Here is a 25764-nt window from a genome sequence, read left to right on the forward strand (position 1 = left end):
ATGCTTAAGAGAAACGCCGACCTAATCTAGCAGTGCCGAATCCATAATCGACTTGGAATTTCGGGTCGATGTATGACGCAAAACACCTCGGTCGGCCCCCTCTCCCTCCGGGAGAGGGCTGGGCGGGCGGCGTTCCGATGAGGGGCTGCTGATCTAAACGGCATCCCGCGGCAACATCAACCCCAACGGCAACCTCACCCGTGCTTCCAGCCCACCACCGGACCGATTGCGCAGTTCAACATTGCCACCATGCATCGAAGCAATCCGCTTCACGATCGCCAGACCCAACCCCGTACCCTTCCCGCCCCGGGCACGATCGCCTCGGGTGAACGGGTTGAAAATCGCCTCCAGTTCCGAAGGATCAATCCCCGCGCCGCGGTCCATCACGCTCAGCACCACATACGGCGCACTGACGTCACCGGACACATAAGCCGCGACTTCAACACTCCCGCCCGCATGGTTCAAAGCGTTGCCGATCAGATTGTTCAGCAAGCGCTTCATCGACACCCGACGCAGCGGAAACGGCTGGATCGGCTCCAGACGCAAACGCACTTTCTCTTCGTTCTGGTTGTACGGCGCCGCCACTTCACGCACCAGGTCGCTGAGATCGACCTCTTCCACCGACTCGTCACGACCGTCGCGAATAAACGCGAGGAACTGGTCGAGAATCGCGTCCATGTCTTCGATGTCGCGCACCATGTCGTCGGTCAGGTCGTTGCGATCGCCCATCAGTTCCAGCGACAGGCGCAGCCGGGTCAACGGTGTGCGCAAGTCATGGGACACGCCGGCCAGCATCAACTCGCGCTCGCGGCCGGCCTGCTCGACGTCTTCAGCCATCTGGTTAAAGGCGCGATACACCTCGGTCATTTCGCTCGGTGTGTCGCTGATCGGCAGTCGTACGCTGCGCCCCTGACCGAGTTGCCGCGCGGCATACACCAGACGTTTCAACGGCTGATTGAGCTGACTGACGAAAATCCACGCCGACGCGGTCGACAACAAACCAATGGCAAGAAACCAGCCGAGCACGTTCCAGATTTTCTGGCCGCGCAACGGGTGCGGATACAACGGTACTTTCAGCCAACCATCACCGAGGCTCGGCGCGCGCACCCACAGCGCTGGCGGCGAATGCATGCGCAGGCGCACTTCGGTGTCGGCCCCCAGTTCGGCCTGCATTTGTCGCTGGTAGATTTCGCTGTACGGCCAGTGCTGTTCGCCTTCCGGCACACCGGCGCCCACGACCCGGATCAGGGTGGCGGCATCCGCGATCTTCGCGCGGTTTTCTTCGTCGGCAGCCCAATAGGCGCGCAGCGTCAGGGCGACGCCGTGGCTGTATTGGCGATCCACCAGCACGTCCTCGTTCATCAACAGATAAACCAGGGTCAGCGCCTTGGAAAACAGCACGACGATGAGCACCAGCCAAAGGGTGCGGGAGAAAAAACTTTGGGGGAACCAGACAGGGGTCTTCATCAATAACCGCTACACACTTGCAGGAGCGAGCAATGCTCGCATATTGCGGATTGCGAGTCTGCGGGCCGGGTCATTCAACCCGGGCCCGACAGACCCGCTCCTACAAATCGCCGATCACTTGGTGGCGGCGCCATCCGGTACGAACACGTAGCCCACGCCCCAGACAGTCTGGATGTAGCGCGGCTTGGATGGATCGGGTTCGATCATCCGGCGCAGACGGGAGATCTGCACGTCGATGGAACGCTCGAGGGCATCCCACTCGCGGCCACGGGCCAGGTTCATCAGTTTGTCGCGGGTCAGTGGCTGACGCGCGTTCATCACCAATGCCTTGAGTACCGCAAACTCACCGGTGGTGAGCATGTGCACTTCGTCACCGCGTTTCAATTCGCGGGTGGCCAGCGACAGGACGTAATCACCGAAAGTGACGTTTTCGTCTTCACTGCCCGGGGCGCCCGGCACCGGTGCGGCTTGACGACGCAGAACGGCTTTGACCCGCGCCATCAGTTCATCCGGGTTGAACGGCTTGGCCAGATAATCGTCGGCGCCCAGTTCCAGGCCCTTGATGCGGCTGATCTCATCGCCTTTGGCGGTGAGCATGATGATCGGGATCTGGTTGTTCGCGGCCCGCAGACGGCGGCACGCGGTCAGACCGTCTTCGCCAGGCAACATCAGGTCGAGGACGACCAGATTGAAGACTTCACGCGACAGCAGACGATCCATCTGCTCGGTGTTCGGTACGGTACGGGCGCGGTAGCCCTTGCTGACGAAAAAACGTTCCAGCAGGCTGCTTAGGCCCGGATCGTCGTCAACGATGAGAATTTTTTCGCCTTCAGCAGTTTGTGCAGTGCTGCTCATTGGATGCTCCTTTTAGCTCGGCGCGCATTATGGCGTAGCTGCCGTTATACGCACCGTGTGCATTGTTAGCAGATTTTTCCTTCACTGCCAGAAAACCGGGGTTTATGCCTACAGACTGCGACGCCCCCGAATGACAGAACGCTGGTTATAATGCGCGGCGTTTTGTGCCAGGCAACGTCTGAATCGTTACCGCAGGTGGCAGGCTTTTTTTCCTGCCGAGCGCAGTAATTGTTCGATTTCACGGGTCAATGGGCTGCCTTTTGACCCAGGCAGCGGCCATCTTCACGCCGCTCAACCAGACTCCGGGCCTTTATTTGCGTGCCTGAGAGCCTGCTTTCACAATATGTCAGGTGGTTTTATGGACAGCATCAACAGCCGCATCGCCGAGGAACTCGGTGTACGCCCACAACAGGTCGAAGCGGCCGTCGCGCTACTCGATGAAGGCTCTACCGTTCCCTTCATCGCCCGTTACCGGAAAGAAGTCACCGGCAGCCTCGATGACACCCAGTTGCGTCATCTGGAAGAGCGTCTGCGCTACCTGCGAGAACTCGACGAACGGCGCATCAGCATCCTCGCCAGCATCGAAGAGCAAGGCAAACTCACCCCTGCCCTCGAGCGCGACATCAAACTCGCCGACACCAAGACCCGCCTCGAAGACTTGTACCTGCCGTACAAACAAAAGCGTCGCACCAAGGGCCAGATCGCCCTGGAAGCCGGCCTCGGCGACCTGGCCGACGGCCTGTTCAACGACCCGAACCTGGCCCCGGAAACCGAAGCGGCACGTTTCGTCGATGCCGAAAAAGGCGTGGCCGATGTGAAAGCTGCGCTGGAAGGCGCCAAATACATCCTCATGGAACGTTTCGCCGAAGACGCCAGCCTGCTGGAAAAACTGCGTAACTACCTGAAACAGGAAGCCACTCTCAGCGCCCGCGTCATCGCCGGCAAAGAAGAGGAAGGCGCCAAGTTCCGCGATTACTTCGAACACGACGAACCGCTGAAAAGCATGCCGTCGCACCGCGCGCTCGCCATTTTCCGTGGCCGCAACGAAGGCATCCTCAGCTCTGCGCTGAAAGTCGGCGACGAGCTGCCGGGCACCATGCACCCGTGCGAAGGCATGATCGGCCAGCAATTCAACATCCAGAACCAGAACCGCCCGGCCGACAAATGGCTCGGCGAAGTGGTGCGCTGGACGTGGAAGGTCAAGCTCTACACGCACCTGGAAACCGACCTGCTCGGCGAGCTGCGTGACGGCGCCGAAACCGAAGCGATCAACGTCTTCGCCCACAACCTGCACGACCTGCTGCTGGCCGCACCGGCCGGCCCGCGCGCAACCCTCGGTCTCGACCCGGGCCTGCGTACCGGTTGCAAGGTTGCCGTGGTCGATTCGACCGGCAAGATGCTCGACCACGCCACGGTCTACCCGCACGTGCCACACAACAAGTGGGATCAGACCATCGCCATTCTGGCCGCCCTGTGCGCCAAGCACTCGGTTGACCTGATCGCCATCGGCAACGGCACCGCCAGCCGCGAAACCGACAAACTGGCGATCGAACTGATCAAAAAATATCCAGCGATGAAAATGACCAAGGTCATGGTTTCCGAGGCCGGCGCATCGGTGTACTCGGCGTCGGAACTGGCGGCCAAGGAATTCCCGGACCTCGACGTGTCGATCCGTGGCGCGGTATCGATTGCCCGCCGCTTGCAGGATCCGCTGGCAGAGCTGGTGAAAATCGATCCGAAATCCATTGGTGTCGGCCAGTACCAGCACGACGTTTCACAACTGAAACTGGCGCGTGGTCTGGACGCTGTGGTCGAGGACTGCGTGAACGCCGTCGGCGTTGATGTGAACACCGCTTCGGTGGCGCTGTTGGCACGGATCTCCGGCCTCAACGCGACATTGGCGCAAAACATCGTCGCTCACCGCGACGAGCACGGCGCGTTCAAAACCCGCGCAGCACTGAAGAAAGTCGCACGTCTGGGCGAAAAAACCTTCGAGCAGGCCGCTGGTTTCTTGCGCGTGATGAACGGCGACAACCCACTGGATTCCTCGGCCGTTCACCCGGAAGCCTATCCGCTGGTGCAGCGTATTGCCGCTGAAACCGACCGTGACATCCGCTCGCTGATCGGCGACGCCAGTTTCCTCAAGCGTCTGGATCCGAAGAAATTCACCGACGAAACCTTCGGCCTGCCAACCGTGACCGACATCCTGCAAGAGCTGGAAAAACCGGGCCGCGACCCGCGTCCGGAGTTCAAGACGGCCGAGTTCCAGGAAGGCGTCGAAGATCTGAAAGACCTGCAACTGGGGATGATCCTTGAAGGCGTCGTCACCAACGTGACCGCGTTCGGCGCATTCGTCGACATCGGCGTGCATCAGGACGGTCTGGTGCACATCTCGGCGCTGTCGGAGAAGTTCATCAAGGATCCGCGTGAAGCGGTGAAGGCCGGTGACGTGGTCAAGGTGAAGGTCATGGAAGTCGACATCCCGCGCAAACGCGTCGGCCTGTCGATGCGCATGGGCGACACCCCGGGCGAGAAAATCGACGGCGCGCGTGGTTCGCGTCCCGGCTCGGCGCAACGCCAGCCTTCGAACAACGCACCGCGCAAGGAAACCGCCACCGCCGCACCAGTCAACAACGCAATGGCCTCGCTGTTCGCCAACGCCAAGCAGTTGAAGAAACGTTGATGGAGATTCCGGCCGGGCTCGTCGAGAGCGCGTTTTTCAAGCTGTTGGGCTGCCGCCTGCACAGCCTGGAAACCGGGGTGGCGCAAGTCGCCCTGGTGCTGGAACCGCAACTGCGCAATCGCGGCGGCAAGTTGCACGGCGGCGCGCTGTTCAGTCTGGTCGACATTGCCATGGGGCTGGCTTGTTCCAGCACCCACGGCTTCGATCAGCAGAGCGCGACCATCGAGTGCAAGATCAACTATATCCGCGCCGTTGCCGATGGCGAGGTGCTGTGCACGGCACGGGTTATTCACCCGGGCCGCCGCACGCTGGTGGTCGAAGCCGACGTGATGCAGGGCGACAAACTGGTCGCAAAAGCACAAGGCACGTTCGCTGTCCTGTAGCTTGTGGTCATCAATTTGAGTTAATTTCGGCGCAACGAACCTTGTGGGAGCGAGCTTGCTCGCGAAGGCGGTGTGTCAGGCAACCGAAATGTTGGCTGATAATCCCTCTTCGCGAGCAAGCTCGCTCCCACAGGGATTGTGCAGTTCCTGACTGACCGGCAAATGGCCTGCCGCTACAAAACCAGGCGATAACGCCAGTTTCAACTTCACCCTTGTAGACCGTCCTGCCCACCCCCATATTGGGGCGACTGACGCGTGAAGGAATCCAAATTGAGCGAACTTCTCAACCGCCGCCTGGCTCTGCTCGGCGAGCGCGCTAACCTCTCTCTGCTCGAGCAGTGCCTGCACGGTATCGAACGTGAATGCCTGCGCGTGACCAGCGAAGGTCGCCTGGCGCAAACGCCGCACCCCGAAGCCTTGGGTTCCGCGCTGACCAACGAACAAATCACCACCGACTATTCCGAGTCGCTGCTGGAATTTATCACACCGGCCCTGCCCGACCCGGCTGATACGCTGGCGAGCCTGGACAAGATTCACCGTTTTGCCTACAGCAAACTCGGCAACGAGTACCTGTGGAGTCCATCGATGCCGTGCCCGTTGCCGGCCGAGGAAGACATCCCGATCGCCTATTACGGCACCTCCAACATCGGTCAGCTCAAGTACGTCTATCGCAAGGGCCTGGCCCTGCGCTACGGCAAGACCATGCAGTGCATCGCCGGGATTCACTACAACTTCTCCCTGCCGGAAAAGCTCTGGCCACTGCTGCGCGAGACCGAAGGTTTTGTCGGCACGGATCGCGACTTTCAGTCGTTCTCCTACATCGCACTGATCCGTAATTTCCGCCGCTACAGCTGGCTGTTGATGTACTTGTTCGGTGCGTCGCCTGCACTGGACGCCGGTTTCCTCCGTGGTCGTTCGCATCAACTGGAACAACTCGACCCGGACACCCTGTATCTGCCGTACGCCACCAGCCTGCGCATGAGCGACCTCGGTTACCAGAGCAACGCCCAGGCCGGTCTGACGCCGTGCTACAACGATCTGGCGAGCTACACCGACAGCCTGCGCAAAGCCGTGGCCACGCCGTACGCGCCTTACGTTGAAGTCGGCACGCACAAGGATGGTGAGTGGGTACAGCTCAACACCAACATCCTGCAGATCGAAAACGAGTACTACTCCAACATCCGCCCGAAACGCGTGACCTACACCGGCGAGCGGCCGATTCAGGCGCTGGTCGCCCGAGGCATTCAGTACGTCGAGGTGCGTTGCCTGGACATCAACCCGTTCCTGCCGATGGGCATCGACCTCACCGAGTCGCGTTTCCTCGACGCGTTCCTGCTGTTCTGCGCGCTCAACGACAGCCCGTTGCTGACCAATACCTCGTGCGGCAACGCCACGTCGAACTTCCTCAGCGTGGTCAAGGAAGGTCGGCGTCCGGGTCTGCAATTGCAGCGTGACGGTGAATCGGTGGAGATGAAGACCTGGGCGGCCGAACTGCTCGAGCAAATCGCTCCGCTGGCGGCGTTGCTGGATCAGAGCCATGGCGGCGATGCGCACAGCAAGGCGCTGGACGCGCAACTGGCCAAGGTCAGTGATCCGTCCCTGACACCGTCCGCGCAAGTGTTGGCGGCGATGGCTGAGCACAAGGAAAGCTTTGCGCAGTTCTCGCTGCGTCAGAGTCAGGCGCATGCGGAGTTTTTCCGCAGCGAGCCATTGGCGGCGGATGAGCAGGCGAAGTTTGAGGAGTTGGCGCGTTCGTCGCTGGCTGCGCAGGCTGAGCTGGAGCAGAACGAAGTGGGGGATTTTGATGTGTTTGTCGGGTCGTATCAGGCGAGTATTCTCGCTATCAGCAACTAAAAGCCCCTCACCCTAGCCCTCTCCCGGAGGGAGAGGGGACTGACCGCGCTGTTGATGCGAAGTACGCCGACCTGCAATACCGAGCCGAACTCAGGCCTTGAAAAGCACAGCGATCGGCTCCCTTTCCCCTCGCCCCCTTGGGGGCGGTCCGACGTTTCGGGAGGGCTGGGGTGAGGGGGCAAAGATCTAACGTCGAACGAATAAATCCGAAACGCCCACAAACTCCCCCGCTTAGATTTTTCCGCTCATAAGCTCATTCGAAAAAGTTATTTATTTACCGATTCTTAGATCATTTAGTCTCCTTTCACGCCGACGCTCGGTCGCCTGATATGGAGCTTTTCAATGAAACTGAATTTCCCGCTTCGCCTGCTCGCCGTAGCCTCTCTGGCTGCCGCGAGTTTTCTGGCTCAGGCCGCCGACCTCACCGTCGCCTACCAAACCACCGTTGACCCGGCGAAAGTCGCCCAGGCCGACGGCGCTTACGAAAAAGCCACCCAAGCCGATATCGCCTGGCGCAAGTTCGACAACGGCGCCGACATCATCGCCGCCATCGCTTCCGGTGATGTGCAGATCGGCTACCTCGGTTCGAGCCCCCTGACCGCCGCGATCACCCGCAAGGTTCCGGTGGAAACCTTCCTCATCGCCACGCAGATCGGCGCCGCCGAAGCCCTGGTCGCACGCGACGGTTCCGGCATCAAGACCCCACAAGATCTGATCGGCAAGAAAATCGCCGTGCCGTTCGTGTCCACCGGTCACTACAGCCTGCTCGCGGCGCTGAAGCACTGGAACATCGACCCGTCGAAAGTCACCGTGCTCAACCTCGCGCCGCCAGCGATTATTGCGGCGTGGAAACGCGGTGACATCGACGCCACCTACGTGTGGGATCCGGCACTCGGCGTGGCCAAGGAAAACGGCAAAGTGCTGATCACCTCCGGCGAGCTGGCCAAGTTCGGCGCGCCGACCTTTGATGCGTGGATCGTGCGCAAAGACTTCGCCGAGAAGCACCCGGAAATCGTCACCGCGTTCGCCAAGGTCACCCTCGACGCCTACGCCGATTACCGCAAAGACCCGAAAGCCTGGCTCGCCGACCAATCCAACGTCGACAAGCTGGTGAAACTCTCCGGCGCCAAGGCCAGCGACATTCCGCTGCTGCTGCAAGGCAACGTCTACCCGCTGGCGGCTGACCAGGTCGTCAGCCTCGGCGCGCCGACCACCAAAGCCATCACCGATACCGCCGCGTTCCTCAAGGAGCAAGGCAAGGTCGAAGCCGTTCTGCCGGACTACGCGCCGTACGTCAGCGCCAAATTCATCACCAACTGATCGGGAGTTAACCGCGATGGCCTTGCTACAGCTGGAGCGCATCAGCGCACAGTACCCGGGCAGCCCGACACCGGTGCTGGCGGATATTTCACTGACCCTGGGGCCTCAGCAATTGCTGGTCGCCCTCGGCCCGTCCGGCAGTGGCAAGACTTCGCTGTTGAACCTGATTGCCGGTTTCGTCGAACCGAGCGCCGGGCGCATCACCCTCGACGGCGTGCCGGTCAAAGGCCCGAGCGCCGAGCGGGGCGTAGTGTTCCAGGACGATGCTTTGCTGCCTTGGCAGGACGTGTTGGCCAACATTGCGTTCGGTCTGGAACTGGCCGGTGTCGCCAGGGACAAACGCGAAAAGATCGCCCGCGAAATGCTCGCGCTGGTTGATCTTTCCGGTTTCGAAAGTCGCCGAATCTGGCAACTGTCCGGTGGCCAGAAACAGCGCGTCGGCCTCGCCCGCGCCCTCGCCGCTGACCCGCGTGTATTGCTGATGGACGAACCCTTCGGCGCCCTCGACGCGTTTACCCGCGAACAGATGCAGGAGCTGTTGCTGCAAGTCTGGCAGCGCACCGCCAAGCCGGTGTTCCTGATTACCCACGACATTGAAGAAGCGGTGTTCCTCGCCACCGACCTGATTCTGCTCGCGCCGAATCCGGGGCAGATCGTTGAACGTCTGCAGCTGGATTTTGGTCAGCGTTACGCCGCTGGCGAGTCCGCCCGCGCGATCAAATCCGATCCGCGCTTTATCGAAACCCGCGAACACGTGCTGAGCAAAGTATTCTCGCAACGCACCGCCGGGCAACGGCAGGAGCGCGCATGAGCAGTTACGACGTTTCTTCGGCTGCGGTTAAACCGGTCAGCGCATCGGTGGTGATTCCCGTGCGCCGCAGCCTCAGCACGCGCTGGATCAGCTTGCTGACGCTGTTCGCCTTGTTGGCGATCTGGTGGGCGGTGACTGCCACTGGTTTGATCGAACCACTGTTCTTGCCGCCACCGTCCGCCGTACTGCAAAAAGGTTGGCTACTGGCGACTACCGGTTACATGGATTCGACGTTGTGGCAGCACTTGGGCGCGAGCCTGAGCCGCATCGGTCTGGGCCTCGGTTTTGCGATTCTGACCGCTGTGCCGGTGGGTATCGCCATCGGTGCCAACCGCATCGCCCGTGGCGTGCTCGATCCGCTGATCGAGTTCTACCGCCCGATTCCACCGCTGGCGTATCTGCCACTGATCGTGATCTGGTGCGGCATCGGCGAATTGTCGAAAGTGCTGCTGATTTATCTGGCGATTTTCGCGCCGATTGCCATTGCCACTGCCACCGGTGTGCGCACGGTTGATCCGGCGAAATTGCGTGCTGCGCAGTCGCTGGGCGCGACGCGTTTGCAGCTGATTCGTCATGTAATTTTGCCGAGCGCTCTGCCGGACATTCTCACGGGTGTGCGTATTGGTCTGGGCGTGGGTTGGTCGACCTTGGTTGCGGCGGAACTGATCGCGGCCACTAGCGGTTTGGGTTTTATGGTGCAGTCGGCTGCGCAGTTCCTGGTCACCGACGTGGTGGTGCTGGGGATTCTGGTCATCGCCCTGATCGCCTTCGCCATGGAAATGGGCCTGCGCGCCCTGCAGCGCAAACTGGTGCCATGGCACGGCCAGGCCCATTGATTTTTCAGCACTGACTACCCCGACACATCGCGGCCCAAGAATTGAAGAGAAAGACCATGAGCAGCCTGAACATCACCCCTTTAAGCTCAGCCCTCGGCGCACAAATCAGCGGCGTCGACATCAGCCAGCCATTGAGCCTGGAACACCGCGACGCGATCGAGCAAGCGCTGCTCAAATACCAAGTGCTGTTCTTCCGCAACCAGCCGATCGAGCCGCCGCAACAGGCGCGTTTCGCTGCGTACTTTGGTGACCTGCACATTCACCCGATCTACCCGAACGTGCCGGAACAACCGGAAGTGCTGATCCTCGACACCGCCGTCACCGACGTGCGTGACAATGCGATCTGGCACACCGACGTGACCTTCCTGCCGACCCCGGCGATGGGCGCGGTACTCAGCGCCAAGTTGCTGCCAGAGTTTGGTGGCGATACGTTGTGGGCCAGCGGCATTGCCGCGTATGAAGCGCTGTCGGCGCCGCTGAAAGGCTTGCTCGAAGGGCTGACCGCGACCCACGATTTCACTCGCTCGTTTCCGCTGGAACGCTACGGCAACACGCCAGAAGCATTGGCGCAGTGGGAAGAAGCACGACGCAAGAATCCACCGCTGTCACACCCGGTGATTCGTACGCATCCGGTCAGTGGCCGGCGTTCGTTGTTCGTCAATGAAGGGTTTACGTCGAAGATCAATGAGCTGTCGGAAACCGAAAGCGAGGCGATTCTGAAGTTTTTGTTCGCCCATGCGACGCGGCCGGAATTCACCATTCGCTGGCGTTGGCAGCAGGACGATATTGCGTTCTGGGATAACCGCGTGACCCAGCATTACGCGGTGGATGATTATCGGCCGGCGCGGCGGGTGATGCAGCGGGCGACGGTGTTGGGGGATGTGCCGTTTTTTTAGGATCAAAAGATCGCAGCCTGCGGCAGCTCCTACCTTGATCGTTCCCACGCTCTGCGTGGGAATGCCGCCCGGGACGCTCTGCGTCCCATCTAAAGCCGAACGCGGAGCGTCCGTGGATGCATTCCCACGCGGAGCGTGGGAACGATCAGCTTCGAGAGGCTCACTCCGCCGTCGAAGGCTTCTCCCAAAGATTGATCCCGCCCTCCTGGGCAAACCGGTCGATCTCCGCCAACTCTTCAGCACTGAAGCTCAAATTCTTCAACGCCCCGACGTTCTCGATAATCTGCTCCGGCCGGCTCGCACCAATCAGCGCCGACGTCACCCGTGGATCGCGCAGCGTCCACGCCAGCGCCAGTTGCGCCAGACTCTGACCACGACGCTTGGCGATCTCGTTCAATGCGCGCACGTGAGCAATGTTGGCCTCGGACAAGTGCGAAGCCTGCAACGAACCACCGCCCGGACGATTGACCCGCGCATCCGCCGGCACGCCGTTGAGGTATTTGTCGGTGAGCAGACCTTGCGCCAATGGAGTGAAAGCAATCACGCCCGTGCCGAGTTCATCGGTGGTATCGAGCAGATCTTTTTCCACCCAGCGATTGAGCAGGTTGTACGCCGGTTGATGGATCAGCAGCGGCACTTTCCACTCTTTCAGCAGCGCCGCCATTTCCCGGGTTTTCACCCCGGAGTACGACGAGATGCCGATGTACAACGCCTTGCCCTGCTGCACGGCGGTGGCGAGGGCGCTGGCGGTTTCTTCCAATGGGGTGTCCGGATCGAAGCGGTGCGAATAGAAGATATCCACATAGTCCAGGCCCAGGCGTTGCAGGCTCTGGTCGAGGCTGGCCAGCACGTATTTGCGCGAGCCGCCGCCCTGACCGTAAGGGCCGGGCCACATGTCCCAACCGGCCTTGCTGGAGATGATCAGTTCATCGCGGTATTGCTTGAAGTCTTCACGCAGCAGGCGACCGAAATTGATCTCGGCGCTGCCGTACGGCGGGCCGTAGTTGTTGGCCAGGTCGAAGTGGTTGATGCCCAGGTCGAACGCGGTGCGCAGCAGGGCGCGCTGGGTGTCGATCGGCGTGCTGTCACCGAAGTTGTGCCACAGGCCCAGCGACAGCGCTGGCAACACCAGACCGCTGCGCCCGACGCGGCGGTAAGGGATGGAGTCATAGCGGTTTTCGGCAGCGGTGTAAGTCATCGAATCCTCTCTTGTCTGTCTTGAAATGGGTGTCGACTGCTTCGCGAGCAAGCTCGCTCCCACCTTTGGAATGCATTTCCCTGTGGGAGCGAGCTTGCTCGCGAAGGGTGTTACACAAATCGATTGCCGGGTCGGGACAGGCCAAGGTTCTCGCGCAAGGTCCGGCCCTCATACTCCGTTCTGAACAGCCCGCGCCGTTGCAGTTCCGGGACCACGCCATTGGCGAAGTCCTCGAGCCCGCCCGGCAGGTGCGGTACCAGCACGTTGAAGCCGTCCGCCGCGCCCTGTTCGAACCATTCCTGCAAGCGATCAGCGATCTGCTCCGGCGTACCGACCAGGCTGTAATGCCCGCGCCCGCCGGCAATCTTGCGACCGAGTTCGGCAAGGCTCAGGTTCTCCCGACCCGCCAATTCCGTGAGCAATTTCTGCCGGCTCTGCTGACCGCTTTCGGTCAGCGGCAACTCCGGTAACGGCCCGTCCAGCGGGTACTTCGACAAATCGAAGTTGCCCAGCATACGCCCAAGCAAGGCGACGCCAACCTCGGGTTCGACTAATTGCTGAAACGTTTCACATTTTTCCTGCGCTTGGGCTTCGGTGTCGCCAACCACAACAAAAACACCCGGCATGATTTTCAGCGAATCGGCGCTGCGCCCGTATTTCGCCAAGCGCCCTTTGAGATCAGCGTAGAACGCCTGAGCATTGGCCAGCGAGGTCTGCGCGGTGAACACCACTTCAGCCGTCTGCGCCGCCAATTCGCGCCCGGTCTCGGAGGATCCGGCCTGGACGATCACCGGTTGCCCCTGCGGCGAGCGCGCAACGTTCAGCGGGCCTTTGACCCGGAAGTGCTCGCCGACGTGGTTCAGCACGTGCAGTTTCGCAGGGTCGTAATACGCCCCACTGGCCTTATCGCGAAGGAAGGCATCGTCCTCCCAGCTGTCCCAAAGCCCGGTGACCACCTGATGAAACTCGCGCGCACGACTGTAGCGTTCGGCGTGGCCGATATGTTCGTCTCGACCAAAATTCAGCGCCTCGGAAGCATTGTCCGAGGTCACCAGATTCCACCCCGCGCGGCCACCCGACAGGTGATCGAGCGAAGCAAATTTGCGCGCCACGTGATACGGCTCGTTGTAACTGGTGGTCGCCGTGGCGATCAGGCCGATGTGCTCGGTTACTGCACTCAGTGCCGAGAGCAACGTCAACGGTTCAAAGTGATCGGAACGCGCCATGCGACTGGCGATGTCCTGAGTTGGCGCGGCGACGCTGTCGGCGACAAACAACGCATCAAATTTTGCCGCCTCGGCGATCTGCGCCAGCCGCTTGTAATGAGCGAAATCCAGTCCCGCATTCGCCGGCACATCCGCATGACGCCACGCCGCCACATGGTGCCCGGTGGCCATGAGAAACGCGCCGAGTTTCAACTGTCTGCTCATCTCAGAAATCCTTGCGCAATTGCACACCGAAATAGCGCTCGTCATCCCGTGGCACGGCGCGATAAATGTAATTTCCACCGCTGGCAAGCAACGGCGAATAGGATTTGTCGGTGAGGTTCTTGCCCAGCAGCGCCACTCGCCAACCATTGCTGTAATCGGCCAGCGCGACACTGGCATTCCACAGACCGTAGGCACCCTGCTTGGTGTCGACGTTCTGGCTGATGTCGTACTGCACTTCGCTCTGCCAGCTGTAGTCGGTGCCGAGTTCGATATCCAGACCGTTATCCAGCGGGATCGTGTAGTCGGCGCGCACGTAGCTTTTCCAGTCCGGGCTGAACGGCAGCGGTTTGCCGTTGACGTTGCACGACGCCGCCGCGCCCGCCGGGCAGGCGAATTCGTCGATGCGGGCGCGGGTGTAGGCCAGCGCGCCGGACAGTTTCAATTGCTGGGTGGCCTGCAACGCGTAATCGAGCTCGACGCCTTCGGTGCTGACGCTGCCGGCATTGATCAGCCGCGTCACAACCTGGCCTGCGACGGTGTCGAAGAAGTTCGCCTGATAGTTGTCGTAGTCGCTGTGGAACACCGCGAGATTGGTGGTCAGGCGATTGTTCCAGGAAGTGGCTTTGATGCCCGCTTCCCAGGTGTTCGAGGTCTCGGGTTTCAGCGCTTCGGTGTCGCGCGGCTGCATGTTGAAGAACACGTTGTAGGCCGGGCCTTTGTAGCCGCGCGAATACGTCAGATAAGTGGTGACCGTATCGCTCAGGTCGTATTGCACACCGAGGCGGCCGGACCAGCCGTCTTCGTCCACGGAACCGGAGCTGCTGGTCGCCGGTTGAATGCCGCTGACCGTGGTCGCCGAAGTCGAGACGCGGCGGTGATCGTATTCGAGATCATCGTGGGTGTAGCGCAGGCCGGCGATGCCGCGAAAGTCGGACGTGAAGTTCAGTGTGCTCTCGCCGAACACGGCGTAACTGTCGCTGGTGGTGCTGTAATTGGCGACGCCACGGTCGGTGCGGGTGGTCGTTGTCAGCGTGCGCTGATAGGTCTCATCGTCCTTGCCGTGCATGTAGAACAGGCCGCCGACGTATTCGAGAAACTCGCCCTTCGGCGAGGCCAGACGCAGCTCTTGCGAGTATTGATCGAAGGCCAGATCGCCCTTGTCGGCGGTGCCGGGGAACGCTGCCGTCACCGTACCGAGACGGTCACCGTCCTGATACTGCGTGTTGTCCCAACCACGCCACGCGGTGATCGATGTCAGGGTGTAATCGCCCAATTGCCAGTCGAGCTGGCCGGACAGACCTTTGTTGATGTCCTCGACGTGTGAGCGAGTGTCGGTGTTGATGTCGCGGTTATGGTTGCTCGCATTGACCGGACTCAGCGCGTTGGCGAAGGCCGGCGTCAGCGACTTGCTGACCACGCCGTTGGGGCCGTCGTCGTGGGACTGCATGTAGTCGGCAATCAGGGTGAACGTGACGTCGTCATTCGGCGTGAATTCGAGTTTGCCGCGCACTCCGCGATGGTTGTAGCCGTTGACCTCCTGACCGTTGTGCTGGTTGTCGACGTTACCGTCGTAGCTGCCAAACAGCGTGCTGATCGAGCCTTTCAACGTCTCCGGAATCAGGCTGCCGCCGATGCCGAAACGGGTGCGGCTTTCGTTGCCGCTGTAGTACGACTGATCGATGTAACCGTGGGTCTCGGCGGTCGGCGCCTTACTGGTGATGTTGAGTACACCGGCCGAGGCGTTTTTGCCAAACAGTGTGCCCTGTGGGCCGCGCAATACTTCGACGCGCTCCAGATCCAGCAGATCGAGCGTGGACTGCCCCGGACGCGCATAGACCACGCCATCGATCACCGTCGCCACAGTCGGCTCGACGCCCGGCGAGGTGGAAATCGTGCCGACGCCGCGCACGAACAACGAGGTGTCTTTGTTCGACGCGCCAGTGCGGAAATTCAGCGACGGCACTTGCTGAACGATGCTTGCCACGCCGTTGCGGTTATCGCGCTCCAGCTGTTCGCCGTCGATCACCGAGACCGCGACCGGCACTTTTTGCAGCGACTCTTCACGACGCGTAGCAGTGACGGTCACCGATTTGAGCGTCGGCTCCTGATCACTGCTCACGGCAGCGAATGCATTGGGCAACGGCAGCGCCGCCAAACCCGTGAATAACCAGCCGGCGGCGCGAATCGATTGCGCCAGTGTGTGTGTCGCCCCAGGAATATTGTGCATGCTTTGCCCGCTCGAAATTGGCCCTGATCCGCTGCCGTTCTACGACGACAGCGCCTGAATCGGTGTCTTGGGCATTCGCTCGAGCGAGTAGCAGACAGCGCGCTTTGTTAGCGCTAACATCGCCAGTATTGGCAAGCCGCACATAGAGCGTCCAATACTGAAAAATTACTTTTATATGCGATTTGGTTTTTAAGAAGGATCAACCCTTGAGCGAAGAAAAACCGCGCAAACGCCGTGGCGCCGGACGCGTGACCCTGAATGCGGTGGCACGTGAGGCCGGGGTCTCGGCGATCACCGTGTCGCGCTATTTCAATCAGCCCGAGCAGGTGTCGCCCGAGCGTCGCGAGCGGATTGCGGCGGTGGTCGCTGAGTTGGGCTATGTACCGAATCTGGTGGCCGGCGGGCTGGCCTCGGCGCGGGGGAAAATCGTCGGCATGGTGATCCCGAACATCTCCGGGCCGATCTTCGCCAATACCATCCAAGGCTTCAGCGACACGCTTAGCCGGCATGGCTATCAGCTGTTGCTGGCATCGAGTTACTTCAGCACCGAGCAGGAAGAAAACGCCGTGCGCGCGTTTCTTGGCTGGGCGCCGGCAGCGCTGGTGCTGACCAGTCACTTTCACAGTGCGGGTACGGAAAAGATGATCGCCGAGGCGGATATTCCGGTGATCGAAACGTGGGATTACCAACCGGATCGGGAGCCGATGCAGATCGGTTTTTCGCATTTTGAAGTGGGCGTGGTGGCGGCGAAGTATCTGTTGGGAAAAGGCTACCGGCGCATTGCCTTCGTGCAGAACAGTGCTGCGGGCGACTTCAGCGCACTTGAACGCCGCGACGGTTACGCGGCGACCTTACGGGAGTCCGGCCTGGAGCCGTGGGTCTTTGCCCCCGACGCTGATCGCGCGCCCTTCGAGGCCGGCAAACAAGCGATGGACGCGCTGATGAACGCCTCACCGCGCCCCGACGCGATCATCTTCGCCAACGACAACCTCGCCGCCGGTGGCCTGCTCGCCGGGCAACGCGCAGGCCTGAAAATCCCCGATGACTGCGCCGTTCTGGGCTTCGGTGATTACCCCTTCGCCGAGATGCTCCTGCCCAGCCTGAGCACGATCAAACCACCGGCGCTGGAGATCGGCGTACTGGCCGCCACCCGCGTACTGGAAAGCCTTGGGGTATTGCCTAGCGACGAGGTGCAGCGGCTGAATCTGCTGCAGTGCCAAGTCATCGAACGCGAAAGCACCTGACTTCGCTATACCGACAGTTCGCGCAAGGCGGCCGCCGCGAGGAACCCGGAACGCGATCGATAGCGCTGGTCACGGCGGACTGACTGGTCAATACGCTCAAGCAACTGCTCCGGCAGCGTGGCGTTGAACCGCACTGACTTGCCGAAATACGGGGTGATATCAAAATCGACCACTCCCCAGATCCCTCCGGCGTAATCCGGGTTATCGAGATGCGCATCAATGTCCCGCACTTGCGGTAACGGCGCGCTGTCGGCGACCAAACCCTCATAGTGAAGCGCCAATGCTTCCTGAGTATTTTCAAATGCCTCAGCGACCGTAGTGCCTGCGGAGAAGCAACCCGGGACATCCGGGATGATCACTCCGTAGTCTGAGTCGGTATCCTTGTGCAGAACGACCGGGAATTTCATATGAGTGAGTCCTTCCTCTGACAGGCCCATAAACCGGCCTTCGGTTCCAATAACGGGCCTCATTTCAAGCCCGCCTGTTTCAAGATGCTGTTGATCGTGCCCTTGGGCAGATCCGAATCAGGGTGCTTGATCGTCACCCTTCCTGGCTTGTGCGGATGCTTGTATTGGTGGTGGCTGCCTTTCACCGCCACCAGATACCAACCATCGTCTTCGATCATCCTGATCATTTCCCGACTGCGCATTTCCTTCGCCCTGTTCGACAGCTAGAGCTATTTACTCTAGAGGGCGCAGGGGCCTTTTATACACACACTACACACTTGGATAAATACTAGCTCACTGGAACAGCACTTGGTTGTGGGATAGATCAACGGCAGGCGCGGGCAAGCAAGCAAAACATTCCGCCGCCCGAACTCTTTGTAACAGTCGCAAAATGTGTCCCACAAAAAAGCCCGATGTGGAGTGGCGGACGCTGGATTGGCTATGCTCTAAAGGACAACGAGGTGGCCCTATCGCGGGCAAGCCCGCTCCCACAGGTTTCTGTGTTGGATACAAAATCTGTGAACGACGCAAAACCCTGTGGGAGCGGGCTTGCCCGCGATGGCGGTCGATCAAGCAGCGCATATCCCGCAGGCACACCTATGCACACCGCCATCATCATTTTCTTCGGCCTGGTCCTGCTCGCGCTGATGCTGTACATCGGCGAGCGCATCGGCTTCAGCCGCCAGACCATGGCCTACGGCTTCGCCACCCTATGGCTGGCGTTGACGGTGATCAATGGCGCGGTGGGGGTGGTGCATGCCGGCCAGTCCGTGGGATCGGAAATAGCCATTGGCAGTGCGGTATTCGGCGTGCCGATGGCGGCGATGGTGTTGTTCATGGTGCTGAGCGCCGAGTCCTGAACGAACCCGGCGCGCAGCTCCCGATCAACGCACCAGATGCAAGAACTGCATATGCCGTTCGTACTGGTCGAGGATGTCGTTGATGATCTGCTCTTTGGTGTAGCCGACCAGATCGTAGTCCTGACTGCCCTCGCTCAAATGCACTTCGGCGCGGTAGTAGCGGCGGTTGTTGAGTTGCTTGGAACCCATGCCGCCACGCGCGAACGACGGCGTGAAGTAGCCGCGCATTTGCACCTGATAGATGAACGGATGCGCATCACCATGGCCGATTTCGAGGCTGACGCTGTCATTCGCCGGATCCGGCTGCGTGACCACGTTCAAGCCTTTCTCGACGAACACCGCCGTCACTTCTTCAATCGCCGGGCGCACCGTGGTGTCCATGAAACGGTACACCTCGTCACGCGACGGGAAGTGCACAGCCTGGCTCAGACGCTGTCGCCAGCCCCCCGTGCCGCGCCGTGAACCGGAGACCGGTGCCAGCGAATGCAACTGCGCGATCTGCTTCTGCGACTCCAGATAGAACGCCTTGTGCAGGCCCCACATCATCAACAGCAGAATCAGCGAGAACGGCAACGAGGTCAGCACCACCGCTGACTTCAGCGCATCAATGCTGCCGGAGAACAGCAGTGCGCTGGTGATCAGCGCGGTCATGGCGCCCCAGAACACCCGCAGCCATTTCGGCCCGTCTTCGTCCGGGTTGCCACCCTTGGCCGACAAGGTCGAGAGCACCACGGTGCCGGAGTCGGCGGAGGTGACGAAGAACACGAAGCTGATGAACACCGTCACGGCAATGACGGTTTTGCTCCATGGGTAGGTTTCCAGCAGCAGGTAAATGCTCATCGACGGGTTGTCGAGGGCCGACATGCCCAGCGCGCTCATGCCGTGGTTGAGTACCTGATCGATGGCACTGTTGCCGAAGATCGACATCCACGCGAGGGTGAAACCGAGCGGAATCAGCAGCACGCCGAAGACGAATTCGCGGATAGTCCGGCCACGGGAAATCCGTGCGATGAACAGGCCCACGAACGGCGACCATGCAATCCACCAGGCCCAGTAAAACACCGTCCAGCCGCCGAGCCAGTCGCTCGGTTTGTCGTAGGCGTAGAGGTCGAAACTCTTCATCGGCAGGGCGCCGAGGTAGTCGCCGATGTTCTGGATCAAGGTGTTGAGCAGATGCTGGGTAGGCCCGGCGAACAACACGAACAGCAGCAGCGCGCAGGCCAGCAGCATGTTGATGTCGGACATCACCCGCACGCCTTTATCGACACCGGAGACGGCAACAATGATCGCCGCGCCCATCATCAGCGTGATCAGGCCGACCTGAATCCACTGGGTGTGCGCGATGCCGAACAGATAATCGAGACCGGAGTTGAGGTGCAGCACCCCAAAGCCCATGTCGGCACCCAGACCGAACACCGTGGCGATGATCCCGAAGCCGTCCACCGCGTAACCGATCGGACCGTTGATGCGTTTGCCGATCAGCGGATACAGCGCCGAGCGCAAGGCCAGCGGCAGGTTGTGGCGATAGGCGAAGTACGCCAGCGCCATGCCGACGAAGGCGAACACGCCCCAGCCATGCAGGCCCCAGTGCAGAAACAGAATCTGCATGGCCTGACGTGCCGCATCCGCCGTGCCCGCCTCGCCTTGCGGCGGTTGCAACATGTGGGTCAGCGGTTCCGAGACGCAGAAAAAGAACAGCGTGATGCTGATCCCGGCGGCGAACAGCATGCCGGCCCAGGACAGGTAACTGAATTCGGGCTCGTCGTGGTCGGCACCGAGTTTTATCTTGCCGTAGCCGGATAAGGCGGTGACCACCACGAAGACCAGATACAGGGTCATCGCGAGCATGTAGTACCAGCCGACCGTGTTGGCCGCCCAGTTTTGCGCTTCCAGCAGCCAGGCGCCGGCCTGTTCAGGCATGGCGATGACAACGAGACCAAACAGCAGAATGACCGTCGCGGCGAAGTAGAACACCGGCGGATTCATGCGCACCAGACCGCTGGCGGGGGTAGACGATGCACTCATGAAACGTGCACCTCGAGGGGTTGAAACGTGGCTGAAATGATCGGACTCAGCAAAGGCAAGCCTCCTGTTGTGAGCGGGCAGCGAACCACCGGTTTAACTTGAATGAACGTTCAAGTTAAACATGGATGGGGTAGTAAGGACTAATCGCAGGGCTAGGCGGTAGTTTTCCTACGCTAGCTCAAGGATGGGTATGACGCGGGTTTGAGGGGATTCGTTCACTGGAGAATTGGCTGAAGGCCATTATCTCGATTTGCCTGAAAACCATTCGCGAGCAAGCTCGCTCCCACATTTGAAATGCATTCCATTGTGGGAGCGAGCTTGCTCGCGAAGAGGTCAGCAGCCGCGAAGCAAATTCAGAGGCCTACTTCTGCGTCCCGTCATCATGCTGCAAATTCGCCTGAGTCAAATTGCACCCCGCCGGCACACTCCTCGTCAGCCACACATTGCCGCCAATGGTCGAGCCCTTGCCAATGGTGATTCGCCCCAGAATCGTCGCCCCGGCATAAATCACCACATCATCTTCCACGATCGGATGGCGCGGATGGCCCTTCTGCAACTGCCCGTCTTCATCCGCGGGGAAGCGCTTGGCGCCCAACGTCACGGCCTGATAAATCCGCACACGCTCGCCAATGATCGCCGTCTCACCAATCACCACCCCCGTCCCATGATCGATAAAGAAGCTACGGCCGATCTGCGCGCCCGGATGAATGTCGATGCCGGTCGCCGAATGAGCGATTTCCGCGCTGATCCGTGCCAGCAACGGCAAACCGGCGCGATACAAATGATGCGCGAGACGATGGTGAATTACCGCCAGGATCCCTGGATAGCACAGCAGCACTTCGTCGACGCTGCGGGCCGCCGGGTCACCGTGATAAGCGGCCAGCACATCGGTGTCGAGCAGCGTGCGCAGGCCCGGTAAAGCCAGGGCAAAATCCTGCACGATCTGGATCGCGCGGGCCTCGACTTCGGTGTCAGCCTGCGCGCTGTGGCGGGCGACGTAACGCAGCTCCAGACGGGTCTGCGCCAGCAAGGCATTCAGCGCCACATCAAGGGTGTGGCCGACGTAGAAATCTTCACTCTCTTCACGCAGATCCACCGGCCCCAGACGCATCGGGAACAGCGCACCACACAGCGCTTCAAGAATTTCCGCCATCGCTGCCCGCGACGGCAACTCGCGACCACCCTGCTCGCCGGACGCCCGGCCGTTCTGTGCCCGCCACTGATCCCGCGCGCTGCGCAGTTGACTGACGATGGTCTGCAATTGCCAATGGCTGGAACGCTCGCTCACGGTAAAGACTCCTCACGGGCGGCCGGACTGTCTGGCCGCGTCAACGGCGCCTACTCTACGGCATGCTCACGAAGGCGAATTAAGAACCGATAGTGCTGGGCTCAGTCGATTTGGCTATAAGCGATTGGCGGTTGCCCCTGCAAAAACGCGTGCCTATAGTCCTTTCATCTTTCTCCGCCAGTACGGAATCATGATCAAACAACAGCTGGACCGCTTTAACCGCCTCGACCTGCTCGGCCACCCGACGCCGCTGGAAAAACTCGAACGCCTGTCCACCTGGCTCGGCCGCGAGGTGTACATCAAGCGCGATGACCTGACGCCGCTGGCCATGGGCGGCAACAAATTGCGCAAACTCGAATACCTCGCCGCCGACGCTTTGGTGCAAGGCGCCGACACGCTGATCACCGCCGGCGCGCTGCAATCGAACCACGTTCGCCAGACCGCCGCACTCGCCGCCAAACTCGGCCTGGGTTGTGTGGCGCTGCTGGAAAATCCGTTGGGCACCGACGACAGCGATTACACCGGCAACGGCAACCGCCTGCTGCTGGATCTGTTCGACACCAAAGTCGAACTGGTCGACAACCTCGACAACGCCGACGAACAACTCGCTGCCCTCGCCGTGCGTTTGCGCAGCAACGGCAAGAAGCCGTATCTGGTGCCGATTGGTGGTTCCAATGCACTCGGTGCATTGGGCTATGTACGTGCCGGTCTGGAACTGGCCGAGCAGATCAAGGACACCGGGCTGGATTTTGCCGCTGTGGTTCTGGCCTCGGGCAGCGCCGGCACGCACAGTGGTTTGGCCTTGGCGTTGAGCGAAGTGTTGCCACAATTGCCGGTCATCGGCGTGACGGTTTCGCGCAGTGAAGAAGATCAGCGGCCGAAGGTTGAGGGCCTGGCTGAGCGCACGGCGGAGTTGCTCGGCATCAAGCTGCCGGACAGTTTCAAGGTTGAGTTGTGGGACGAGTATTTCGGCCCGCGTTATGGCGAACCGAATGCCGGGACACTGGCGGCGGTGAAGTTGCTGGCGAGTCAGGAAGCGGTGTTGCTCGATCCGGTGTACACCGGCAAGGCCATGGCTGGGTTACTCGATGGCATCGGCCGTCAGCGCTTCGATGAGGGCCCGATCATTTTCCTGCACACCGGTGGGGCGCCGGCGCTATTTGCCTACAAGGATTTCCTCTGACTGATCGTTCCCACGCTCTGCGTGGGAATGCAGCCCGGGACGCTCCGCGTCCCCTTGAGCGCTGGAACGCGGAGCGTCCCTAGAGGCATTCCCACGCAAAGCGTGGGAACGATCCTCATATACCAATTAAGAATAACATTTCAATTATTAAGTATTTTCAAGTCTAAAGCAGACATCTTATAGTCTCGCCGCAGGCGAATTTCGCGCAAGACGCATAAGCTGCTTTAAGGCAGGATAGCGCTGTCGTCGAAATCATAAATTCGCCAACTTTCCTTAAGCGTCTTCCATAAGAAAACACAGGGGCTCGTCATGAATTTTTCCGCACTACGTCGCAATCTGCTGGTGGGTTCGCTGGGTCTTGCGCTAAGCGCCGGTCTGATCGGCCAGGCAGTGGCCGGTGAGCAGCTGCAACAGATCAAGGACAAGGGCGTTATCAACGTCGGCCTGGAAGGCACTTACCCACCATTCAGCTTCGTTGATGCCGACGGCAAGCTGTCCGGTTTCGAAGTCGAACTCTCCGAAGCGCTGGCGCAGAAACTCGGCGTCAAAGCCAAGATTCAGCCGACCAAGTGGGATGGCATCCTCGCCGCGCTGGAATCCAAGCGTCTGGACGTTGTCGTCAACCAGGTGACCATCTCCGACGAGCGCAAAAAGAAGTATGACTTCTCCGAGCCGTACACCGTTTCCGGGATTCAGGCACTGGTGCTCAAGAGCAAAGAAGCCGCGCTGAACATCAAGACCGCCGCTGATCTGTCCGGCAAAAAAGTCGGTGTCGGCCTGGGCACCAACTACGAACAGTGGGTCCGCGCCAACGTGCCGGGTGCCGACGTACGTACCTACGACGATGATCCGACCAAGTTCGCTGACCTGAACAACGGCCGCACCGACGCCATCTTGATCGACCGTCTGGCTGCACTTGAATACGCCAAGAAAGCCCCGAAAACCGTCGCCGCCGGTGAAGCCTTCTCCCGTCAGGAATCCGGTATCGCCGTGCGCAAAGGCGAGCCTGAACTGCTGGCAGCCCTGAACAAGGCCCTCGAAGAACTGCGTGCCGACGGCACCCTGGCGAAGCTGTCCACGAAGTACTTCAACGCTGACGTCACGAAATAATGGAAGAAGCTTTCCAACTCGCACTGGACTCCGCGCCCTTTCTGCTCAAGGGCGCGTATTACACGGTAGTCCTCAGCCTCGGCGGGATGTTCTTCGGCTTGCTGCTGGGTTTCGGCCTGGCGTTGATGCGCCTGTCGCGCTTCAAATCGGTGAGCTGGCTGGCACGCATCTACGTGTCGTTCTTTCGTGGCACGCCGCTGCTGGTGCAGCTGTTCGTGATCTATTACGGCTTGCCGCAATTGGGCCTCGAACTGGATCCACTGCCAGCGGCAATGATCGGCTTCTCGCTGAACATGGCCGCTTACGCCTGTGAAATTCTGCGCGCCGCGATCAGTTCGATCGAGCGTGGCCAGTGGGAAGCCGCTGCGAGTATTGGCATGACCCGCGCGCAAACCTTGCGCCGGGCCATCCTGCCGCAAGCGATGCGCACGGCGTTGCCGCCACTGGGCAACAGCTTCATTTCGCTGGTCAAGGACACGGCACTGGCCGCCACCATTCAGGTGCCGGAACTGTTCCGCCAGGCGCAGTTGATTACCGCCCGGACTTTCGAAGTCTTCACCATGTATCTTGCCGCCGCGCTGATCTACTGGATTCTGGCCACGGTGCTTTCGCACTTCCAGAACAAGTTGGAAGAGCGGGTCAATCGGCACGACCAGGAGTCCTGACCCCATGATTGTCGTGGAAAAACTGACCAAGCAATTCAAGGGTCAGGTCGTGCTCAACGGCATCGACCTTGAGGTCAAGGAAGGCGAAGTCGTCGCGATCATCGGCCCCAGCGGTTCGGGGAAAACGACGTTCCTGCGCTGCCTGAATTTCCTTGAACAACCCACCAGTGGCCGGATCAAGGTCGGCGATATCGAAATCGATACCAGTCGCCCGCTGAACCAGCAGCAAAGCCTGGTGCGCAATCTGCGCCAGCATGTGGGCTTCGTGTTCCAGAACTTCAATCTGTTCCCCCATCGCACTGCCTTGGAGAACGTCATCGAAGGCCCGATCGTGGTCAAGAAGATGCCGCGTGAAGAAGCGGTGGCCCTGGGTAAAAAGCTCTTGGCCAAGGTCGGCCTCGCTGGCAAGGAGGACGCTTATCCGCGTCGTCTCTCGGGTGGCCAGCAACAGCGCGTGGCGATTGCTCGAGCGCTGGCAATGGAGCCGGAAGTGATTCTGTTCGACGAGCCAACCTCGGCTCTCGATCCGGAACTGGTCGGCGAAGTATTGGCGACCATCCGAGGCCTGGCCGAGGAGAATCGCACCATGGTGATTGTCACTCACGAAATGGCTTTCGCCCGCGACGTCGCCAACCGCGTGGTGTTTTTCGACAAGGGCGTGATCGTGGAACAAGGCGAGGCCAAAGCGCTGTTTGCCCATCCGAAAGAACAACGCACTCAGCAATTTCTCAGTAAATTCCTCAATCACGCCTGAAACTTTCAGCGCTAATCGCAAACTTCCAAGGATGGAAGTTGCACCCTAACTTCAATACTCCTCTTGCCCCCACTGCAATTTATTCTGCGCAGTACATCCAGCTGTTCTGCAATTGCTATCGCGCACCTTGAATCTGCCGCTTCCCGTCCGACAGGGTTCGAATCAACCCACATCCAAACCGGCAAAAAACCCCGAGTTCTGTGGCCGAATTCATCATAGAGCCTAGGCA

At 60.3% G+C, this 25764-nt stretch carries 22 protein-coding genes; 13 read left to right on the forward strand and 9 right to left on the reverse strand.

What is annotated here, in order from left to right; translation table 11 throughout:
* Window positions 1-153: 153 nt before the first annotated feature.
* Window positions 154-1467 (reverse strand): ATP-binding protein, encoded by a 1314-nt coding sequence (locus WA225_RS06730; protein WP_064116978.1) that lies wholly within the window; start codon window positions 1465-1467, stop codon window positions 154-156.
* Window positions 1468-1581: 114 nt separating this feature from the next.
* Entirely contained in the window at window positions 1582-2322 is a 741-nt protein-coding gene (ompR, locus tag WA225_RS06735; protein ID WP_008080479.1) for a two-component system response regulator OmpR, read from the reverse strand.
* A 358-nt stretch (window positions 2323-2680) separates the two neighbouring features.
* On the opposite strand from ompR, the gene WA225_RS06740 reads away from it, so the two are divergent.
* The 7 genes from WA225_RS06740 to tauD all read left to right on the forward strand — a co-directional run bounded on the left by WA225_RS06740 (window position 2681) and on the right by tauD (window position 11105).
* A complete protein-coding gene (locus WA225_RS06740; RefSeq protein WP_064116977.1) occupies window positions 2681-5005 on the forward strand; it encodes a Tex family protein in 2325 nt (774 codons plus the stop codon).
* Entirely contained in the window at window positions 5005-5388 is a 384-nt protein-coding gene (locus WA225_RS06745; protein ID WP_135294745.1) for a PaaI family thioesterase, read from the forward strand. Before WA225_RS06740 ends, WA225_RS06745 begins: the two co-directional genes overlap by 1 nt.
* A 270-nt stretch (window positions 5389-5658) precedes the next feature.
* Window positions 5659-7242 (forward strand): glutamate--cysteine ligase, encoded by a 1584-nt coding sequence (gene gshA, locus WA225_RS06750; protein ID WP_422607334.1) that lies wholly within the window; start codon window positions 5659-5661, stop codon window positions 7240-7242.
* 342 nt (window positions 7243-7584) lie between these two features.
* The gene (tauA, locus tag WA225_RS06755) at window positions 7585-8562 is read left to right on the forward strand and encodes a taurine ABC transporter substrate-binding protein (RefSeq protein ID WP_422607335.1); all 978 of its coding nucleotides are present in this window, start codon (window positions 7585-7587) and stop codon (window positions 8560-8562) included.
* Window positions 8563-8578: 16 nt separating this feature from the next.
* Complete coding sequence (gene tauB, locus WA225_RS06760; RefSeq protein WP_422607336.1) at window positions 8579-9373, forward strand: taurine ABC transporter ATP-binding subunit; 795 nt, start codon at window positions 8579-8581, stop codon at window positions 9371-9373.
* Window positions 9370-10209, forward strand: coding sequence for a taurine ABC transporter permease TauC (gene tauC, locus WA225_RS06765; RefSeq protein ID WP_158829996.1), 840 nt, complete (start codon window positions 9370-9372; stop codon window positions 10207-10209). The genes tauB and tauC overlap by 4 nt, the downstream gene beginning before the upstream one ends.
* A 56-nt stretch (window positions 10210-10265) precedes the next feature.
* Entirely contained in the window at window positions 10266-11105 is an 840-nt protein-coding gene (tauD, locus tag WA225_RS06770; protein ID WP_122605775.1) for a taurine dioxygenase, read from the forward strand.
* 160 nt (window positions 11106-11265) lie between these two features.
* Here tauD and mgrA read toward each other — a convergent pair whose 3' ends face one another.
* From mgrA to WA225_RS06785, 3 genes are all read right to left on the reverse strand, one after another.
* On the reverse strand, window positions 11266-12303 hold the full coding sequence (gene mgrA / locus WA225_RS06775; RefSeq protein ID WP_016983660.1) for an L-glyceraldehyde 3-phosphate reductase: 1038 nt from the start codon (window positions 12301-12303) through the stop codon (window positions 11266-11268).
* Between the two features lie 110 nt (window positions 12304-12413).
* Window positions 12414-13733: an LLM class flavin-dependent oxidoreductase gene (locus WA225_RS06780; protein WP_422607337.1), complete on the reverse strand. Its 1320-nt coding sequence runs from the start codon at window positions 13731-13733 to the stop codon at window positions 12414-12416.
* A gap of 1 nt (window position 13734) precedes the next feature.
* Window positions 13735-15960: a TonB-dependent receptor gene (locus WA225_RS06785; RefSeq protein ID WP_422607338.1), complete on the reverse strand. Its 2226-nt coding sequence runs from the start codon at window positions 15958-15960 to the stop codon at window positions 13735-13737.
* 206 nt (window positions 15961-16166) lie between these two features.
* Here WA225_RS06785 and WA225_RS06790 point away from each other — a divergent pair, with 206 nt between their 5' ends.
* Window positions 16167-17204 (forward strand): LacI family DNA-binding transcriptional regulator, encoded by a 1038-nt coding sequence (locus tag WA225_RS06790; protein WP_422607339.1) that lies wholly within the window; start codon window positions 16167-16169, stop codon window positions 17202-17204.
* A gap of 5 nt (window positions 17205-17209) precedes the next feature.
* Here WA225_RS06790 and WA225_RS06795 read toward each other — a convergent pair whose 3' ends face one another.
* Together WA225_RS06795 and WA225_RS06800 are read right to left on the reverse strand one after the other, a co-directional pair.
* Window positions 17210-17611 (reverse strand): type II toxin-antitoxin system HicB family antitoxin, encoded by a 402-nt coding sequence (locus WA225_RS06795; protein ID WP_422607340.1) that lies wholly within the window; start codon window positions 17609-17611, stop codon window positions 17210-17212.
* A gap of 59 nt (window positions 17612-17670) precedes the next feature.
* Window positions 17671-17853: a type II toxin-antitoxin system HicA family toxin gene (locus WA225_RS06800; RefSeq protein ID WP_026000492.1), complete on the reverse strand. Its 183-nt coding sequence runs from the start codon at window positions 17851-17853 to the stop codon at window positions 17671-17673.
* Between the two features lie 396 nt (window positions 17854-18249).
* On the opposite strand from WA225_RS06800, the gene WA225_RS06805 reads away from it, so the two are divergent.
* Window positions 18250-18510 carry a hypothetical protein gene (locus tag WA225_RS06805; RefSeq protein WP_422607341.1) on the forward strand — a complete coding sequence of 87 codons (261 nt, stop codon included), beginning with the start codon at window positions 18250-18252 and terminating at the stop codon, window positions 18508-18510.
* A 24-nt stretch (window positions 18511-18534) separates the two neighbouring features.
* On the opposite strand, the gene betT is transcribed toward WA225_RS06805, so the two are convergent.
* On the reverse strand, window positions 18535-20496 hold the full coding sequence (gene betT, locus WA225_RS06810) for a choline transporter BetT (protein ID WP_422607443.1): 1962 nt from the start codon (window positions 20494-20496) through the stop codon (window positions 18535-18537).
* A gap of 400 nt (window positions 20497-20896) precedes the next feature.
* On the reverse strand, window positions 20897-21823 hold the full coding sequence (gene epsC / locus WA225_RS06815) for a serine O-acetyltransferase EpsC (protein WP_016983653.1): 927 nt from the start codon (window positions 21821-21823) through the stop codon (window positions 20897-20899).
* A gap of 190 nt (window positions 21824-22013) precedes the next feature.
* Between epsC and WA225_RS06820 the strand changes: the two genes are divergently transcribed.
* From WA225_RS06820 to tcyN, 4 genes are all read left to right on the forward strand, one after another.
* Window positions 22014-23006 carry a D-cysteine desulfhydrase gene (locus WA225_RS06820; protein ID WP_422607342.1) on the forward strand — a complete coding sequence of 331 codons (993 nt, stop codon included), beginning with the start codon at window positions 22014-22016 and terminating at the stop codon, window positions 23004-23006.
* A gap of 309 nt (window positions 23007-23315) precedes the next feature.
* Window positions 23316-24116 (forward strand): cystine ABC transporter substrate-binding protein, encoded by an 801-nt coding sequence (gene tcyJ / locus WA225_RS06825; protein WP_422607343.1) that lies wholly within the window; start codon window positions 23316-23318, stop codon window positions 24114-24116.
* Window positions 24116-24781 (forward strand): cystine ABC transporter permease, encoded by a 666-nt coding sequence (gene tcyL / locus WA225_RS06830; protein WP_422607344.1) that lies wholly within the window; start codon window positions 24116-24118, stop codon window positions 24779-24781. The genes tcyJ and tcyL overlap by 1 nt, the downstream gene beginning before the upstream one ends.
* Window positions 24782-24785: 4 nt before the next feature.
* Entirely contained in the window at window positions 24786-25535 is a 750-nt protein-coding gene (tcyN, locus tag WA225_RS06835; protein ID WP_422607345.1) for an L-cystine ABC transporter ATP-binding protein TcyN, read from the forward strand.
* Window positions 25536-25764 lie beyond the last annotated feature (229 nt).

Origin of the sequence: Pseudomonas sp. (assembly GCF_049300855.1) — a bacterium.
Classification (GTDB): domain Bacteria; phylum Pseudomonadota; class Gammaproteobacteria; order Pseudomonadales; family Pseudomonadaceae; genus Aquipseudomonas.